Source organism: Kitasatospora sp. NPDC030952, from assembly GCF_055571335.1.
The window spans coordinates 74685-90998 of sequence record NZ_JBVIFM010000009.1 but is presented as its reverse complement, the minus strand read 5'-3'; the positions used below and the strand labels follow the sequence as shown (position 1 = coordinate 90998).

The following is a 16314-nucleotide window of genomic DNA, read 5'->3' as shown; positions in this document are numbered from 1 at the left end:
CCTCCGCGTCGTGGCCTCTTGGCCCCGCCGCTTTCTGATGAAGGAAACGCTACGTTGCGTTCGCATCTGCAGCAACAGTCCAGTTGCGCTTAATCGCCATAACCGCAGCTAGATGCTCTGCAATCATTGCAACGGCCCTGCCGGAAATGCAACGCCACCACTCTCGTTCATTGCAATGGACTGAGAGTGAACGCTATGGCAGGGCCGCTGCTCCGTGCGCCTCAGCCTCCGGGCCTCCCCTTGGAGACGAAGACGGTCACGGCGGTGCCCGGTGCGACGACGGCGCCGGGCCGGGGCTCGGTGCTGATCACAGCGCCCGCCGGGACCTTCCAGTCGGTGAACATCTGCACGTGCTCGATCCTCAACCCGACGTCCGTGAGCGCCTTCTCCGCCTGGGCCTGCGGCAGGCCCACGACTGCCGGCACGGTGATCCCGGGCTGACCCGGCTCCGGGGCGGTGTCGGGCCCCGGGGACGGCGCGCCGGAGCCCATGGTGGCCGTGGGCACGGGGGCGACCGGGGACGGGGTGCCGCTCCCGCGCAAGGGCGAGACGCTCGCTCCGGCCGGGGCTGCGGCAACGGTCCCGCCGGCCGGCTGATTGACGGCGTGCACCGCGAATGCCGCGCCCGCCGTGAGGGCGATGGCGGCCGCGGCTGCCGTCGCCATGAGCACAGTGTGTCGGCGACGGGTGCGGCGAAGGATGGCGGCGCCGTCGATCGCGGGGACGCGCGCGTCGTTCGTGAAGTCGTCCATGGCCTGGATCAGTGCCTCTCCGAGGTCGGTGTCCGGGAGTGAGTCGCAGCGCGCGGGGTCGGCGCCGGGCGGGAACGGGGTCATCACGCACCTTCGAGCTGCGGAAGCGGAGTGGGTCGGTCGCCGCCCGGCGCGGTGGACCGTGGTGCCCAGGAGGGTCCTGCGGCACGCAGTTTGGCCAGACCACGGGCGAGCTGTGAGCGCACCGAGCCGGGCGAGATGCCCAGGGTCGCGGCGATCTGCTGGTCGTCCATGTCGTGGAGGTAGTGCAGCACCACGACGGTGCGCATCCCGATCGGCAGGGCGTGCAGCGCCCGGACCAGCTCGTCGCGCAGGTCCACCAGCCGGTACGGGTCACCGGGATCGGCCCGCTCCGCGAGATCCGCCGGCTCGCGCACGCGACGCAGCCCGCGCCACCGGTCGTTGGCGAGGTTCACCACGATCCGTCTCACATAGGCCTCCGGCGAATCCGCGACGGTGACCCGTTTCCAGTGCCGGCACGCCTTCTCCAACGCCTCCTGCAGCAGGTCCTCCGCCGCGTGCTGGCTGCCGGTCAGGATGTAGGCGGTGCGGAACAGCGCCGGAGAACGCTGCTGGACGAACTCGACGAAGTCGATCCCCCGCTCTCCCCCGCCGCGCCTTCGTAGTCTCACCAGCGCCCCGCCGATGCACTCATGCTCTCCTCCTCGGTGCTCTCGCCTCCCTGACGGCCGCCCACGCGCCATTGCTGCACCGGTTCGCCAAGCGTGACGCGCATCACTTCCCCAGCAGGGCCGCCGCAGCAGGCGCTACCCGCGCCGGGCCCCGCCCCACGGCCACGGGCACCCGCTCCACGGCCCCGGGCACCCGCCGCCGTTCAGCAGCACCGAGACGGTGGCGTCCTGGGCGTTGGTGACCGCCAGGTCGAGACCCCCGTGGCGGGTGAACCGCCCGGCCACCGCCGTGTCCGGAGTGGAGAAGTCGCCGGACCCGGCGGGCAGGAACTCCGGCGCCCGGAAGCTGCCGTCGCCGTTGCCCAGCAGCACCGGTCGCCAACACGGTCACCCGGCGCCGAAGGGCGCGGACGCAACGACACCCCGGGGTCACCGGGAATGACCGGAACGCTACCGGTCCGGTGCTGGGCTCAGCCGATCGCGCCGGTCCGCAGCAGCCGGTCGGCGAGGTCGACGGCCTCCCGGACCGGCACCAGCCGGCAGTCGGCGCCGCCGATCCGCCCGGTGCGCACCCCCTCGGCCTCGGCCAGCACCCGGGCGCCCAGCGCCCCGAAGTGCAGGTCGTCCAACTCGGCCGCCCGGAAGGCGGTCCAGCCCTCCGGGGTGACGCAGCGGTACTCCCGCTCCCGTACGCCGGGCTGGCGCAGGTCGGCGAGGTGGAAGGCGGTGAAGCGGGCCATCTCGACGCCGAGCATCAGCACCCGGGCGTCCAGCTCGTACAGCCGCCCGAGCGGGGTGTCCGGGCCGAGGTGGGAGGTGAGCGGGTGCCGGGCGGTGATCTCCCCGGCCCGCGGTCCGAGCGCCGCCCAGGAGGTCTGCGGGTGCCCGCTGCGCAGGGCGCCGGGGCGGGTGCGGACGGCCTCGGAGAGGGCGCCCAGGGTCGGCGAGGCCGGGGTGGTGGCCGGGTCGAAGCGCGGCATCCGCGCCCGGTACGCCTCGGCCTCCGCCGGTGCGAGCCCCGCCACCGCGTCCTGGTGAATCCGGGACGTCGAGGAGTTCTCGGGCGTCGCGGTGTACGCCACCAACGTCCCGTCCTCGCCCAGGACTTCGAGCAGCGCGTCGACCACGCCGGCCGCCCCGCCCTGGACCGGCCCGACCGCCCGCAACGACGCCTGGACGTGCAGCACCGTGCCCGCCCGGACACCCAGCCCGGCGAACCCGTCCACCAGATCGGCCACAGCGATCACCGCGACCCCCTCCTCCACCCTCAGGCCCCGGCCATCCGCTCCGAGAGCTCCGGTCGCTCCGTACGCGCCGTACGCGCCCGGGACGCCTCGGCCTCCGCCGCCGCCGGCAGCGGCACGTCCAGCCACGGCGCGACGCTCTCCGCCATCCCCGCCGCGAACCGCTCCCCGAGCCCGGTCAGCGCCCCCGACTCGCCCAGCCGCTCCACCGCCTCCGCCGTGTACCGCCGCCAGAGCGCGAACTGCGCCCGCGCCCGCTCGGCGGCCTCCCCGGCCAGGCCGTCGTACGCGGCCGTCCGGGTGCCCCAGTACTCGGTGACTGCCAGGTGCGCGTACGTGCCCTGGAGCAGCCCCTCCAGCGGGCGCGGGTCGGGCCGCCAGGGGGCGAAGTACAGCCGGTCGTCGGCCCGGTCGTAGAGGTCGAACAGGTCGAGCACCGCCCCGAGCTTCACGTGCTGGAACTCGTGCGCGAGCAGCAGCGCCAGCGTCGGCGCCGTCGCGGGCCGGGCGATGCCGACCGCGCCGTACGCCTGCCGGGCCGCCGAGCTGACGTCCCGCCCGGCCGGTCCGGGCCGCAGCGGGGTCACCGTGGCCAGCCCGGCCCGGATGCCCTCCGCGTAGGCCGGCAGGTCCCGCCCGAGCAGCTCCCAGGCCTCGCGCAACGCGCCCGTCCAGCCCAGCAGTTCGGTCTCGGCGAGCCGCTCGGCCACCGGGTGGTCATGGCTGTCCCGCAGCGGGTCCACGTCCTCCAGGACGACCGTCCAGCCCCCGGCCAGCCGGACCCGCCGCAACGGCTGGTCCAGCACCGTGGCCACCGTCCCGTCGGCGGCCCGCACCTCGAAGCCGTCCGCCCGCCCGGTCACCACCGCCTCGCCGTCCGGCACCGCGACCCGCCCCAGCGTCGGCAGGTGCAGCCACCCGCCCCGCACCGGCACCGTCACCGCGTCCCCCCGCCCGGCCCGCACCGCCGCCGCGGCCGCCAGCGCCGCCATCGGCCCCAGCCCCACCGACAGGTCCCCGGCGATCCGCCGCGCCGCCCACGCCCGCGCGTACGGGTGCGCCAGCACCGCGTCCACCGCCCGGGGCGCCGCCCCGTCCAGCTCCGACAGCAACTCCCAGGCCGCCGCCCGCCCCTGCCCGGAGGCATCCCAGGCGGCGGCCAACATCGCGCGGGTGAGCGAGAGTTGGGCCTGCCCGAGGGCGGCGATGGTGTCGGCCCCGCCGTACCCCCGGGCCAGTTCGTCGAGTTGGGCCGGCGAGAGCGCGGTCGGCAGCAGCGGCCGGCCGCCCTGGGCGGGCACCGGAGCCGGGGCGGAGGGCGAACCTCCGCTCTCCGCAATGCCGTTGATGAGCGTCATGAGGTCACCGCAGTAGACGGAGGGATTGTCGAAGCCATTGTCCGCACGGTAGCGGTGGGCGTACAACCCGCCACCGCAGGCGCGGACCACCGGGCAGGCCCGGCAGGTCTCGCTCAGCCCGGCCAGACCGGACTGGCGGGCGGCGATGCCGGGGTGGCGGGCGAGGTCGTCGAGACTGTGCGCGAAAACGTTCATGCCGGTGACGGGCGCCCCGTCGTAGGCGGTCTTCAGGCTGTCCGCCTGCTCGAAGGTCCCGTCCGTCTCCAACACCGCGAGGTCCGAGGGCTCCAGTCCGAGCGACTCGGTGAGGCTGGAGAGCCCACGCACCGTCCGGTGCACGGATTCGAAGGTGCGCACGGCGAACGGACGCGCGTCCGATTCCCACAGCCTGTGGACGGCGAGCAGCCAGTCCGCGTACGGCGTCCGCGCGGCATCGCCCGGGCGCCGCTTCGGCGGCTCCTCCCAGGTCGCGTGCGGCAGCAGGAAGTCCACGGCGGGGGGCCGTAGTTCGGCCAGCGCCCGGTAGACGGCCACCGGGTCGTTCTCGATGTCGATGGTGCACAGCAGCCCGGCGAACAGGTGCCGGAACTCCGGCTCGTTCAGCAGCCCGACCGCCCGCAGCACCTGCGGGTGGCTGCTGCGGCCGTCGGCGAAGCGCCGGTGGCGGTCGTTGGCGGCCTTGTCGCCGTCCAGCGAGATGCCGACCTTGAGGTCCAGTTCCGCGAACAGCTCGCAGAACGCGCGGCTGAGCAGCACGCCGTTGGTGTGGATGCGCAGATCGAGGCCGCAGCCGGGCGGGAGCGCCGCCCGCAGCGCCTCGGCGGCGCGGCGCAACCGGTCCGGGCCGGCGAGCAGGGGTTCTCCCCCGTGCAGGACGACCCGGACGGCGGACAGCCGGTGGGCGACCGCGTGCTCACCGATCCGCTCGGCGGCCTTGGCCAGGATCCCCTCCCCGATGACCTTGGGGCGGGAGCGCCAGCTGCTGTCCGCGTGCTCGTAGACGTAGCAGTGGTCGCAGGCGAGATCGCACCGGCTGTGCATCTTGACCACGAATTGCGTCAGTGGCACCGGAATTCGCGTCATCATGGGTGTGGCAGGTTCAGCTCGGCCTGGGTCCGTTCGGTGTTCGGAGCCGGTCAGATCGAGGAGTTGAAGGCGGCGACCGGCACGAGGCCGGATTCCGCGCCGGGGAGGGCGCGCTGCAGTCGGGCGGCGAGTTCCTCCGCGCCCAGGGCGGCGAGCTCGGCGAGGGACGGGCGTTCCGGCGTCTCCTGAGTGTCAGTGAGCTTGCCGGCCGGCCTGGTGCTGGTTACCGGAGTCATATTCGTTTCCTTAGGCGCGGTTAGGACCTGCCGAGTGCGGGTAGGCCACCCGGTTGCGACCAATGTAGTGCCCGCGAGGACTCCGCGCGGCACCTTGCTCCCCCAAGTTGGTCTGCCCAGCCGGTCGACGCCGTACCACGGCGCGCGACGGCCTGAGAATTCACCCGTTCAGCGGTCGCGCACTTCGCCATTGCGCGCGCCGAAGCGCATTGGCCGGAGCAGGCGTTCGAGCCCGCGGGCCGGTCTCCGCACAGACGCGCGCCGGAGGTACGGACGGCGGGTTCCCAACGGGTTCCGGGCGCGTTTCCGGGCGCGTTCCGGACGGGTTCCGGGGGCGTTCCGGGAGCGCCGCACCGTCACCCGAGCGGCCGATGCCGTCCGGGCGCTCGGCCTCAGGCCCCCAGCGCACGGACCGCACCCGCCAACTCCTCGGTGAACTCCCGCCCGATCGCCGTCAGTTCGCCGCACTCCAGCAGCGTCCCGGCCGCCGCCAGGGTGTGTGCCCGCCAGCGGGCGAACTCCCGTTGCGCGCGGGCCGGTTCACTCACTCCGGCGGCCGCCTCGGCGCTCCAGAAGGAGGCCACCCCCAGGTGCGCGTACGTCCCCTGGAGCAGCGCGCCGATCGGGCGCAGATCGGGCCGCCAGGGCGCGTGGTAGACCGCCGGGCCGTTCGGCCGGTGCAGCGGCACGAGGTCCAGCAGGGCGCCGAGTTGAACGTGCAGGAACTCGTGCACCAGGGCCAGCGCGAGCAGTACCGGTTCGGCCGGCAGCGAGGCCGCCACCGCGCCGTACGCCCGCCGGGCGGCAGCGCTCACCGCCTCCCCGCCGGGCGCCGGACGCAGCGGCACCACGATGGCGACGCAGGCCGCCACCGCCTCCGCGTGCCGCCGGTGCCGACGCACCAGGATCTCCCAGGCCGCCGCCAACTGCTCCTGCCACAGCAGTAGTTCGGCGTCGGAGAGGGGACCGACCGGGGGCCGCCCGTAGTCCACCCGGCGCGGACCGAGGTGGTCGACCAGCGGTGCCCACCGCAGCCCGTCGCACTCCAGGTCGAGCGCCGGGCCGGCCTCCGCCCCCAGGAACTCGCCCAGCCCGTCCAGCGGCGCCGGGCCGAGCGACAGCGCTCGCAGGCGGTCCGCCGCCCAGGCGTCCAACTCCGGTCGCAGCAGCACCTCTTCCCAGCGCGCCCGGTCGGCCCGCTGGAGCGCGCACACCTCGCCGTAGGCCTTCCGGTAGGCCTCGTCCTGCGGCGCCGCCCGGCGCAGCGCCAGCAGCAGCAGCGCCCGCTTGCTCAACTGCCCGGCCCGCAGCAGTTGAACGGCCTCGGGGCCGCCGCGCGCGCCCGCGATCGCCCGGAAGGTCTCCCGGTCCACGCCGTGCCGCGGCAGCCCGTCCGGGCCGTTCACCCGCGCGCCCGGCACCCCGGCCGCCACCGCCTCGCCCACACCCGTCACCGCTCCGCCCTCTCCTGAGAACCCCTGAACGACCGGGCGGCCCGCCCGGTCCGCCCGCAGTCTCCCCACGCGGCGCCGACTCAGCCGGTCCGGCCCCGGGCATGACCCGGACGGGTGAGCCCGGAGCGCGCCCGGCGAGATCCGCCGGCCAGGCCCTACCGCCGCTGCCCGACCCCGGCCAGCTCCGCCACCCCGGCCCGCAGCCGACGCGCGATGTGCCGGATCAACCGGTCCATGTCGGCGCAGTACACCGAGGGGTGCGCGAAGCCGTCGCCCGCGTACCGGTGGGCGTAGAGTCCGCCGCCGCAGACCCTGACCAGCGGGCAGTCCGCGCACTCCGGTCCGAGTCCGGCGAGGCCGCGCTGACGGGCCCGGAAGGCCGGGTGGGCCGCCGCCTGCGCGAAGCCGTGCCGCCACACGTCCAGGCCCGTTCCGGCGGCCCCGTCGTACGCCACCTTGAGGCTGTCGGCCTGCTCGATGGTGCCGTCCGCCTCGACCACCACGAGGTCCACCGGGGCCAGTCCGACCGCCTCGCTGGCCGCCCGCCCGCCGAGCAGCAGGACGGACAGCTCCTCGAACAGCCGCACCCCGGTCTCCCGGTACGGCGCGTCGTACCAGCGGTCGAAGGCGGCGATCAGCCACTCCCCGTACGGTGCCGGGTCGGTGCCCGGGGGCGGCGCGAGCGGCAGGCCGCGCCGCACGCCCGCCGGCTGCTCCTGCCAGGTGGCGTGCGGCAGCAGCAGGTCGAGCCGGGGCGGGGCGAACTCCAGCAGCGCCTCGTAGGTGGCGACCGGGTCGGCGGCCAGGTCGACCACGCACAGCAGGCCGGCGAACAGCTCCCGGTGCCGGTCCGAGCCGAGCAGCCGCACCGCCGCCGCGGTCCGCTGCCAGCTGCCCGCGCCGGTGGGCAGCCGCCGGTGCCGGTCGTGGTCGGCCGGGGTGCCGTCCAGCGAGACCGCCACGCCGACCCGGTACCGGTGCAGCACGTCGAACAGGGCGGGTTCGTCCAGCAGCCGCAGCCCGTTGGTCTGCAGGCTGAACCGCACCCGGGGCCCGGCTGCGGCCAACTCGGCCAGCAGGGCGTCCAGATGGGCCGCGCCGACGAGCAGCGGCTCACCGCCGTGCAGCACCACGGAGACCTCGTCGAGCCCCTGCGCGGCCGCGTGCTCGGCGATCCGCCGGGCGGTGCGGCGGACGGTCGCCAGTTCCATCCGCCGCGGCCGGTCGCGCCAGCTCTGGTCGGCCGCCTCGTACATGTAGCAGTAGTCGCAGGCCAGGTTGCAACGGCTGTGGATCTTCAGCAGGAACTGCCGGAACGGCACCATGCGCGTGAACCTAGCACCGCCCGGCGGGATCGTTGACCGCCCGTCACCGTCGGTCACACGTGCGGGGGCTCCACGTCCGAGTCGAGCCTGGTGCCCGCCTTCACGGCGACCGTGGTCGGGTGCTCCTCCCCCAGGGTGATCCGGGCCCGTCGGATGCAGTCCGCCCGCAGGTCGGCGGCCCGTTCGGTCTCCCCGAGCGCCGCCAGGGTCAGCGACAGGTTGGAGGTGATGCCGATGGAGTCGTAGTGGTCCGGGCCGAGGACCTCGGTCATCAGCGGCGCCGCCTCCTGCTCCAGGACGAGCGCGGCCCGGATCTCCCCGCCCAGCGCCAGGTCGTTCGCGTGGTTCATCATCGCGATCGGGATGTAGAGGTGGTGGGCTCCGAGGACGGTCCGGAACTGCGCCAGCGTGCGTCCGGACAGCTCCCGCGCCTCCGCGACCCGCCCGGCCAGCCGCAGGTAGACCGAGAGGTTGTTGGCGCCCGCCAGGGTGACCGGGTGGTTCTCGCCCAGGTAGTCGCGGTAGCGCGCGAGCGCCCGTTCGGCCAGTGGGATGGCCCGGTCGGTGTCGCCGAGCGCGTTGTAGTCGCTGGCCAGGTTGGTGGCGGCGGCCAGGGTGTCCGGGTGCTCGGGGCCGTTGATGTCCAGGTAGCGCTGGTAGATGTCCTCGTCGATCTCCACGGCCTCGTGGTAGCGCCCGGCCCGGCGCAGTGCCACGGCGAGGTTCTTGCGGGCGCGCAGGGTGTCGGTGTGGTTGTCGCCGATGGTCTGCTGGTAGATCCGGACGGTCTCCTCCAGCAGGTCCAGTGCCTCCCGCAGCCGCCCGGTCTCGCGCAGGTCGCGGGCGTAGTTGGAGGCGGAGGACAGCGCGTACAGGCTGTGCGCGCCGAGGGCGTCGCGCTGCTGGAGGTAGTTGCTGCGGTGCCGTTCCAGCGCGGCGTAGCGGTCGCCGGCCAGGTAGTCGGAGACCGCGAGGTTGTTGGTGATCATCAGGGTGCGCGGGTGGTCCGGCCCGAGGGTGCGCCGGGCCGCGTCCAGGGTCTTGCGGTCGAGCGCCCGGGCCTCGTCGTAGCGGCCGAGGAAGCGCAGGTCGGCGCCGAGGCTGTTGGCGACGGCGAGGGTGTGCGAGTGCTCCGGGCCCAGGGTCGCGGTGAACCGCTCCAGGATGTCCCGGTCCATCTCGTACGCCTCCTGGAGGGCGCCCTGGGAGCGGCGGATGTTGCTCAGCTGGGTGCGCAGCATGAGGGTCTGGGCGTCGTTGTCGGCGTCGAAGCCGGGGCCGCCGTAGCCGTCCTCCCGCCAGTGCTCCAGGGTCCGTTCGGCGAGTTCCCGGCCGGACTCGTGCAGGCTGCGCTTCCACTGGTAGCGGACCGAGTCGATGATCCACTGCCGGACGTCCTCGTCGGCGCTGTCGAGCGCGCCGGACGGCCAGAGGTGGGGCAGCAGTTCGGCGTACTCGGCCCAGTTGGCGGGGATGTCCGGGTCGCCGGGGTTGGCGGTGGCCAGGGCCGCGTGCACCACCCCGCGCAGCTCGGCCTGCCGCTCCTCCTCGACCTGGTCCCGGAGCACCGCCTGGACCAGCCGGTGCACGGTGATGGTCTCGCTGCCCTGGTCGGTGCGGGCGAGCCCGAACCGGTTGATGGCGCGCAGGAACTCGCCGATCGCCAGCTTGTCGCGGGGGGCGCGCGGGGGCAGCCGCAGGGCCCGGGTGACGGCCCGGCTGTAGAGCAGCCGCATCGGGATGGCGTCCGGGCCGAAGAAGGCGCAGATCTCCAGGATCTGGGCGGCCGGGGCGTTCAGCCGGCGCAGTTCCTCGACCGAGATGCGCCAGGTGGCGGCGGCCGAGTGGGGGTACTCGGCGGGGCGCAGCCGGGTGCGCTCCAGCATCTCGGTGAGTTCGTCGTCGAGGAGTTCGAGGTAGGTGGCGATCGGCATCGACGTCTCCTGGAGCCAGACGGCGGCCTGGCCGACGGCCAGCGGGAGGTCGCCGAGGCGGTGCGCGACCTGGTCGGCGTCCTCCGGGGAGAGGCCGTTGTTGAAGCGGCGCAGCAGCCGGATGCTCTCCTCGCGCAGGAAGACGTCGACCTCGACCAGGCCGGCGTGCCGGGCCCAGCCCTGGTTGCGCGAGGTGATCAGCACGTGTCCGCCGGAGGAGGCGCCGCCGGGCTGCCAGGGCGCGAGTTCCTCGGGGGTGCCGGCGTTGTCGAAGACCAGCAGCCAGCGGCGGTACGGGTGGCCGCGGCGCAGTGCGTCGAGGACGGCGGCGGCGGTGTGCGCGACGTCGTCGCTGGTCGGCACGCCGAGCCGGGGGGCGAGTTCGGCGAGCTTCTGCGGGATGTTGGCGGGCTCCTCGGCGGGCACCCACCAGATGACGTCGTAGGCGGACTTGAAGCGGTGCGCGTACTCGGCGGCGATCTGGGACTTGCCGGCGCCGCCGAAGCCGTAGAGGACCTGGCTGAGGACGGCGGCCGGCCCGCCGGTGAAGCGGTTGCGGAGCAGTTCGAGCAGCTTGCCGCGGCCGATGAAGGCGGCGTTGCGCGAGGGCGCCTCCTGGACCTGCGGGGCGGTGCCGGGGAAGCGCGCCGGGGCGATGAACTCGCCGCTGTCGGTGTCGAACTGGCGGTTGCTGCCGGGCGGCGGGCCGAGTTCGCCGTACAGCTGGGCCTCGGCCGCGGTGCCGGAGGAGCGGATCAGGTCGGGCACCGCCTGGCCGACGAACGGGCGGGGCACCGGCTCGTCCGAGTCCTGGAGCCGCAGGGCGACCAACGCCGAGGAGCCGGAAGGCAGTTCGCGCCCCTGCAGGAGCTGCCAGACCTCGCCGGCCCGGGGCAGCGCGGTGTACTCGGGCGAGAGCAGGGCGAGCACCCGGCCCTGGCCGTCGAGCGGCCCGGCGACCTCCGGCGGCCGTGGGCCGGTGTGCGGCTCGGCGGCGTTGTGCAGGGAGGTCTGGTAGCCGAAGCGGGTGAGGGTGGCGGCCGCCCACTCGGCCCACATCCGGTCCTCGGGCGCGTAGCTGACGAAGACCTGGCGGGGCACCGCCCGGGCGGAGCGCAGGTAGGCGGCGTACAGCCGGCGACGGGCCTCGGCGCTGAGCGGGCGCAGCGAGCGGACCCGCCCGTCGGTGATCCACTCGGCCAGCCGCTCGAAGGCGTTGAGCAGGCTGCGCGCCTCCTGCGGGCGGTCGGCGACGGTGGCCGGGACCTCCTCGTAGGCGTAGAACGGCTTGTACGGCACCTCGACGTCGGCCCAGTAGGCGGCCCGGCGGTCCCCGGGCAGCCAGCGGCCGAGGTAGGGGGCGAAGGCGTCGCGGGCGAAGTCCCGTCCGGCTTCCAGGCGTTCCTGCTCGGCGTCCTCGACCCGCATCGGCACCGGCAGCACCCGGATGGCCCGCTCCTCGGCCTCGGCGATGGCCTTGGCCGCGTCCACGCCGCCGCGGATGTTCTGGGCGCTGAAGGTGAAGCAGTCGACCACGGTGTCGGGCATCAGCACGGTGCAGATGCCGGAGGTGTCGCTGACGCCGGTGCGGCTGTCGATGAGCACGTAGTCGTAGGCGCGGGCCCAGCGTTCGCGCAGCTCGCGCAGGAACTCGCCGCCGCGGATGTCCCGGCCGTGGTAGAAGCTGCGCCAGTTGAAGCTGGTGACGGCGGCCGCGTAGGCGGCGTTCTGCCGGCCGGCGGGCAGGAAGTCGAGCCGGCCGCCGGCCGGCAGGTCGAGGGCGAGGCCGCAGGTGTAGCCGCCCAGCCGCCCGGGTTCGTCCAGCCAGGCGGCCGGCGGCAGGCCGGTCGGCCCGGTGGCGGAGGGCAGTGCCTGCTTGACGTAGGAGCGCAGCAGGTCGATCAGGCCGTCGGTGGAGTGGAGTTCGGGGTCGACCAGCAGCGGGTGGTAGTAGCGGTGCAGGCCGGGGGCCTCCAGGTCCCAGTCGACCACCAGGACGCGCAGGCCCCGGCTGGCGAGGATCCAGCCGACGTTGGCGAGCGCCATGGTCCGGCCGGTGCCGCCCTTGAACGAGTAGAACGTGACGACCGTCCCCGGTCCGCCGCGTCCCGGCTCCGTGCCGGGCTCAGTGCTCATCGTCCGTCTCCCCTCAGCGGGACAGAGCCGTCGTGGCCGCCCGGGCGCTGGCCGGGCACGTCCTTCGGTGTCGGTTCCGGATCGCGGCGCGCGGAGGGGCTCCGCGGCGGACCGGAGGGGCTTGGCGGGCCGGCCGGGATGGCGAGTCCGGGCATGTCCGGGCCGCCGCCCGGGCCGAAGCCGAAGGCGTCGCCGCCATCGTCCCCCCAATCCAAGTTGTCGTCCATGAGCTTGTTCTGAGCGATCGTCACCATGATGGCGAGGTCGCTGTCGAAGCTCTCCTGGCTCACTTTCACCCGGAACAAGTGCTCCGGGTCACGCCGGCGCAGCCAGTTGCGGCGGAACACGCCGCGCACGCCCGCCCACGGCGCTTCGCGCTCCCCGTCCGGGTCGTTGCCGCCGATCGGCACCATCACACCGGTGACCGGGTGGTTCTGGTCGTCGTACTCGCGCAGGGCGGACCGGTAGCGCTCGTGCTCGGCCGCCCACGGGTCCACCAGCAGGACGCTGACCTGGCTGTCCTCCCGGGCCTGGTCGAGCTTCTCGCCGAGCCCGGCGCCGACCTCCTCCAGGGTGGTGGTGTGCCCGGCGTTGGTGATCACCCGCTGGGCGCGCGAGGCCAGCGAGGGCTGGGCGGGCGGGTAGAACGGCGCCCAGTGCCACGGCTTGGCGCCGTACCGGCCGCCCGGGTACGAGCCGCCCTCGGCGGCGGCCTCGGAGGCCCGGCCGGCCGCGATGAACAGCCGCACCATGCCGGGCTCGGCGGCGGGTGCGGGCGCGGCCGGCCCGGGGAAGTAGCCGCGGACGGCGTCGAGGTCGAACTCGGGCAGTTCGGCGAGCCGCCGCACGGCCGCGTCCCGGATCCGCCCGGCGACCACCCGGACGACCTGGCGGTAGGCGTCCTGCTGGGCGGTGCGCAGCAGCGCGCGCAGGCCGTGCCGGGCGTAGGCGTCGCCCATGTCCGGCTGGGCCCACTGGATCTTGGTGACCTCGGTGACGAGGTCACCGGACGCGACCGGCTCCCAGAGCACCGGGATCAGTGCCGAGAGCAGTTCCCCGGTCTCCTCGTGGTGGCGCCGGACCCTGCCGCGGAAGGCCGTCCACTCCTTGCCGCAGTAGAGGCTGTCGAAGTAGGCCGGGGAGTAGAGCGCGACCATGGTCCGGCTCCGGCCGAGCATCAGCGCGAGCTTCTCGGCCCATTCGTCGCCCAGGCGCAGTCGTTCGGTGTCCCGGAAGGCGAGTTCGTAGGCCTGGACGGCCGGTCCGAGGATGCGTCCGAGTTCGTCCCTCAGGTCGTTGAAGAACTGGTCGACGAAGGCGTCCTCCGCCTGGAAGTCCCGACGCGCGTAGCTGAAGAAGAAGTACGGCCGTTGCTGCTGTTCCCGCTCACTCACCTGTTCCCCCCGACCCCGACGGTGCCGTGACGGCGCTGGTTTCTTACCCAGCATGTCGTGAACCGCACCAGTACGGCGGGGAGTTGGCGTTTTCGTCCGGACCGCGGGGTTTAGCCGACGGTCAGCGGCGGATCACCGGAGTTCGAGCGCCGACTGGAAGGCGGCGAGCGGCTCCGCGCCGGGGGTCAGGGCGTCCGCCACGACCCGGCGCAGCAGGTCGCCGAGGACGGTGTCGGGCAGGGCGTCGAGTTCGTCGAGCGGCAGGGCGGCGACGTCGACCAGGTCGGAGTCGAGTCCAGCGGCGGTTTCCGCACCGGTGACGCCCATCAGTCCCTCACTCGATCGTGCCGGCACAGCGGGCTGCCGGCCGGAGAAGAATCACCGACCTGGTCCGCGACGCGCACATTCTACACAAAACTGTGACGATCCGTCAGGTACGGCCCGGCGCCGCGCCCGGGCCGGACCCGGCCGCCCCCGGTCACGGGCAGAGGCGCTCCACCCGCCAGCCGGTGGGGCTGTCCGGGTCGGCGAGGTAGCGGAGCCGGTCGTGCAGGCGGTTCTCCCGGCCCTGCCAGAACTCGACGCTGTCCGGGACGACCCGGTAGCCGCCCCAGAACGGCGGGACGGGGACGCCCTCGCCCTCGGGGTAGCGGCGTTCGAGGTCGGCGTAGCGCTGTTCGAGGACGGCGCGGTCGCTGACCGGGCTGGACTGCTCGCTGGCCCAGGCGCCGAGTTGGGAGCCGTGCGGGCGGGTGCGGAAGTAGGCGGCGGTCTCGTCCCGGCCGACCTTCTCGACCCGGCCCTGGACGATCACCTGGCGGGCCAGCGCGATCCACGGGAAGAGCAGTCCGGCGTACGGGTTGGCGGCGAGCTCGGAGCCCTTGCGGGAGCCGTAGTTGGTGAAGAACACGAAGCCTCGGGCGTCGTAGCTCTTGAGCAGGACGGTGCGCGAGCTGGGCCGGCCCTGGGCGTCGGCGGTGGAGAGCACCATGGCGTTGGTCTCCACCACCCCGGCCTCGTCGGCCTCGTGGAACCAGCGGGTGAACTGGCCGATCGGCTCGGGCGCGAGCTGCTCCTCGGCCAGGCCCTCGTGGACGTAGTGCTTGCGCATCACGGTGAGGTCCGGACCGGGGCGGGCCTCACCGGCCGGGGTCCGGATGGCGGGGCTCAGGGGCGCCGACTGGGCGCGTTCCGGGGTCTGCACGCCAACATCATCCCGTACGACAAGCAACCGGCACCGCTACCTCCGGACGAACCCCGGTCGGAGATATGGTGACTCGCCACCGCTTGGCCGCCCGCCGTACGGGGAATTGTCCGGAATCTGGCGTTTGATTCCGGGGTCCCCGGGGGCACGACCGACCCTCGGCGGGAAAGTCAAGTGGCCCCACGGGCAACATCACCGCGGTGGTGTATGGCGCAATGCACCCCGTGCCTGTCACTCTGGCACCGAGTGCCAACCACGATTCGGTCACTGGAGCGCCGCCCCACCACGGCGGAGCGCCGAACACAGAACTGAAGGAGCCGTCGCATGTCCGACTTCGTACCCGGGCTTGAGGGAGTCGTCGCGTTCGAGAGCGAGATCGCCGAACCCGACCGTGAAGGCGGCGCCCTGCGGTACCGCGGTGTCGACATCGACGACCTGGTCGGCCACGTCTCCTTCGGCCACGTCTGGGGCCTGCTGGTGGACGGCAAGTTCAACCCCGGCCTGCCGGCCGCCGAGCCGTTCCCGATCCCGGTGCACTCCGGTGACATCCGGGTCGACGTCCAGTCCGCGCTCGCCATGCTCGCCCCGGTCTGGGGCCTGAAGCCGCTGCTCGACATCTCCGCCGAGCAGGCCCGCGACGACCTCGCCCGCGCCGCCGTGATGGCACTGTCCTACGTCGCCCAGTCCGCCCGCGGCCAGGGCCTGCCGATGGTCCCGCAGAGCGAGATCGACAAGGCCGAGACGGTCGTCGAGCGGTTCATGATCCGCTGGCGGGGCGAGCCGGACCCGAAGCACGTCAAGGCCGTCGACGCCTACTGGACCTCGGCCGCCGAGCACGGCATGAACGCCTCCACCTTCACCGCCCGGGTCATCGCCTCCACCGGCGCCGACGTCGCGGCGGCGCTCTCCGGCGCGGTCGGCGCGATGTCCGGCCCGCTGCACGGCGGCGCCCCGTCCCGGGTGCTCGGCATGATCGAGGAGATCGAGCGCACCGGCGACGCCACCGCCTGGGTCAAGAACGCCCTGGACAAGGGCGAGCGGCTGATGGGCTTCGGCCACCGCGTCTACCGCGCCGAGGACCCGCGCGCCCGCGTGCTGCGCCGCACCGCCAAGGAGCTCGGCGCGCCGCGCTTCGAGGTCGCCGAGGCACTGGAGAAGGCCGCGCTGGAGGAGCTGCACAACCGCCGCCCCGACCGCGTGCTCGCCACCAACGTCGAGTTCTGGGCCGCGATCATGCTGGACTTCGCCGAGGTCCCGGCGCACATGTTCACCTCGATGTTCACCTGTGCGCGCACCGCGGGCTGGTCGGCGCACATCCTGGAGCAGAAGCGCACCGGTCGCCTCGTGCGCCCCTCCGCGCGCTACATCGGCCCCGGCCCGCGCAAGCCCGAGGCGGTCGAGGGCTGGGACGCCATCGCCCACTGAGCGCACCGCACGCGAGCAGCTCAGCACCACCCCTGACCAGCGGGTCCGGCTCCGGCCGGGCCCGCTGTTCGTGCCGACGAGCAGTCAAGATCACAATCTCAGCGGGCGGACGA

The 16314-nt window shown here is 73.9% G+C and carries 13 protein-coding genes; 1 reads left to right on the top strand and 12 read right to left on the bottom strand.

All coding sequences use genetic code 11. The features are described from left to right. Positions 1-221: 221 nt before the first annotated feature. The 12 genes from ACZ47G_RS17835 to pdxH form a co-directional block, all read right to left on the bottom strand. Positions 222-836, bottom strand: coding sequence for a PASTA domain-containing protein (locus ACZ47G_RS17835; RefSeq protein WP_465743661.1), 615 nt, complete (start codon positions 834-836; stop codon positions 222-224). Continuing rightward, on the bottom strand, positions 836-1369 hold the full coding sequence (locus ACZ47G_RS17830) for a SigE family RNA polymerase sigma factor (protein ID WP_465743974.1): 534 nt from the start codon (positions 1367-1369) through the stop codon (positions 836-838). Before ACZ47G_RS17830 ends, ACZ47G_RS17835 begins: the two co-directional genes overlap by 1 nt. 171 nt (positions 1370-1540) lie before the next feature. Next, positions 1541-1777 (bottom strand): hypothetical protein, encoded by a 237-nt coding sequence (locus ACZ47G_RS17825; protein WP_465743659.1) that lies wholly within the window; start codon positions 1775-1777, stop codon positions 1541-1543. Between the two features lie 98 nt (positions 1778-1875). Beyond that, positions 1876-2652 (bottom strand): AAC(3) family N-acetyltransferase, encoded by a 777-nt coding sequence (locus tag ACZ47G_RS17820; RefSeq protein WP_465743657.1) that lies wholly within the window; start codon positions 2650-2652, stop codon positions 1876-1878. A gap of 20 nt (positions 2653-2672) precedes the next feature. Further along, positions 2673-5090, bottom strand: a complete 2418-nt coding sequence (locus ACZ47G_RS17815; protein ID WP_465743972.1) for an FxsB family cyclophane-forming radical SAM/SPASM peptide maturase — start codon at positions 5088-5090, stop codon at positions 2673-2675. A 53-nt stretch (positions 5091-5143) separates the two neighbouring features. Next, a complete protein-coding gene (locus ACZ47G_RS17810) occupies positions 5144-5329 on the bottom strand; it encodes a hypothetical protein (protein ID WP_380455226.1) in 186 nt (61 codons plus the stop codon). A gap of 392 nt (positions 5330-5721) precedes the next feature. After that, complete coding sequence (locus tag ACZ47G_RS17805; protein ID WP_465743655.1) at positions 5722-6783, bottom strand: aKG-HExxH-type peptide beta-hydroxylase; 1062 nt, start codon at positions 6781-6783, stop codon at positions 5722-5724. A 155-nt stretch (positions 6784-6938) separates the two neighbouring features. Further along, the gene (locus ACZ47G_RS17800) at positions 6939-8108 is read right to left on the bottom strand and encodes an FxsB family cyclophane-forming radical SAM/SPASM peptide maturase (RefSeq protein WP_465743653.1); all 1170 of its coding nucleotides are present in this window, start codon (positions 8106-8108) and stop codon (positions 6939-6941) included. 53 nt (positions 8109-8161) lie between these two features. Then, on the bottom strand, positions 8162-12178 hold the full coding sequence (gene fxsT / locus ACZ47G_RS17795; protein WP_465743651.1) for an FxSxx-COOH system tetratricopeptide repeat protein: 4017 nt from the start codon (positions 12176-12178) through the stop codon (positions 8162-8164). Then, positions 12175-13572, bottom strand: coding sequence for a TIR-like protein FxsC (locus ACZ47G_RS17790; RefSeq protein WP_465743649.1), 1398 nt, complete (start codon positions 13570-13572; stop codon positions 12175-12177). Before ACZ47G_RS17790 ends, fxsT begins: the two co-directional genes overlap by 4 nt. A gap of 132 nt (positions 13573-13704) precedes the next feature. Continuing rightward, a complete protein-coding gene (gene fxsA / locus ACZ47G_RS17785) occupies positions 13705-13899 on the bottom strand; it encodes an FxSxx-COOH cyclophane-containing RiPP peptide (RefSeq protein ID WP_188304678.1) in 195 nt (64 codons plus the stop codon). Between the two features lie 151 nt (positions 13900-14050). Further along, positions 14051-14683 carry a pyridoxamine 5'-phosphate oxidase gene (gene pdxH / locus ACZ47G_RS17780; RefSeq protein ID WP_465743970.1) on the bottom strand — a complete coding sequence of 211 codons (633 nt, stop codon included), beginning with the start codon at positions 14681-14683 and terminating at the stop codon, positions 14051-14053. Between the two features lie 417 nt (positions 14684-15100). On the opposite strand from pdxH, the gene ACZ47G_RS17775 reads away from it, so the two are divergent. Beyond that, the gene (locus ACZ47G_RS17775) at positions 15101-16201 is read left to right on the top strand and encodes a citrate synthase 2 (RefSeq protein WP_465743647.1); all 1101 of its coding nucleotides are present in this window, start codon (positions 15101-15103) and stop codon (positions 16199-16201) included. Positions 16202-16314: the final 113 nt, after the last annotated feature.

Bases quoted from the DNA above. Each gene is read 5' to 3' on its own strand.
- ACZ47G_RS17800 (WP_465743653.1), bottom strand. From the start codon at position 8,108: ATGGTGCCGTTCCGGCAGTTCCTGCTGAAGATCCACAGCCGTTGCAAC.
- pdxH (WP_465743970.1), bottom strand. From the start codon at position 14,683: ATGCGCAAGCACTACGTCCACGAGGGCCTGGCCGAGGAGCAGCTCGCG.
- ACZ47G_RS17835 (WP_465743661.1), bottom strand. From the start codon at position 836: ATGACCCCGTTCCCGCCCGGCGCCGACCCCGCGCGCTGCGACTCACTC.
- ACZ47G_RS17775 (WP_465743647.1), top strand. From the start codon at position 15,101: ATGTCCGACTTCGTACCCGGGCTTGAGGGAGTCGTCGCGTTCGAGAGC.
- ACZ47G_RS17810 (WP_380455226.1), bottom strand. From the start codon at position 5,329: ATGACTCCGGTAACCAGCACCAGGCCGGCCGGCAAGCTCACTGACACT.
- ACZ47G_RS17815 (WP_465743972.1), bottom strand. From the start codon at position 5,090: ATGACGCGAATTCCGGTGCCACTGACGCAATTCGTGGTCAAGATGCAC.
- fxsA (WP_188304678.1), bottom strand. From the start codon at position 13,899: ATGGGCGTCACCGGTGCGGAAACCGCCGCTGGACTCGACTCCGACCTG.
- fxsT (WP_465743651.1), bottom strand. From the start codon at position 12,178: ATGAGCACTGAGCCCGGCACGGAGCCGGGACGCGGCGGACCGGGGACG.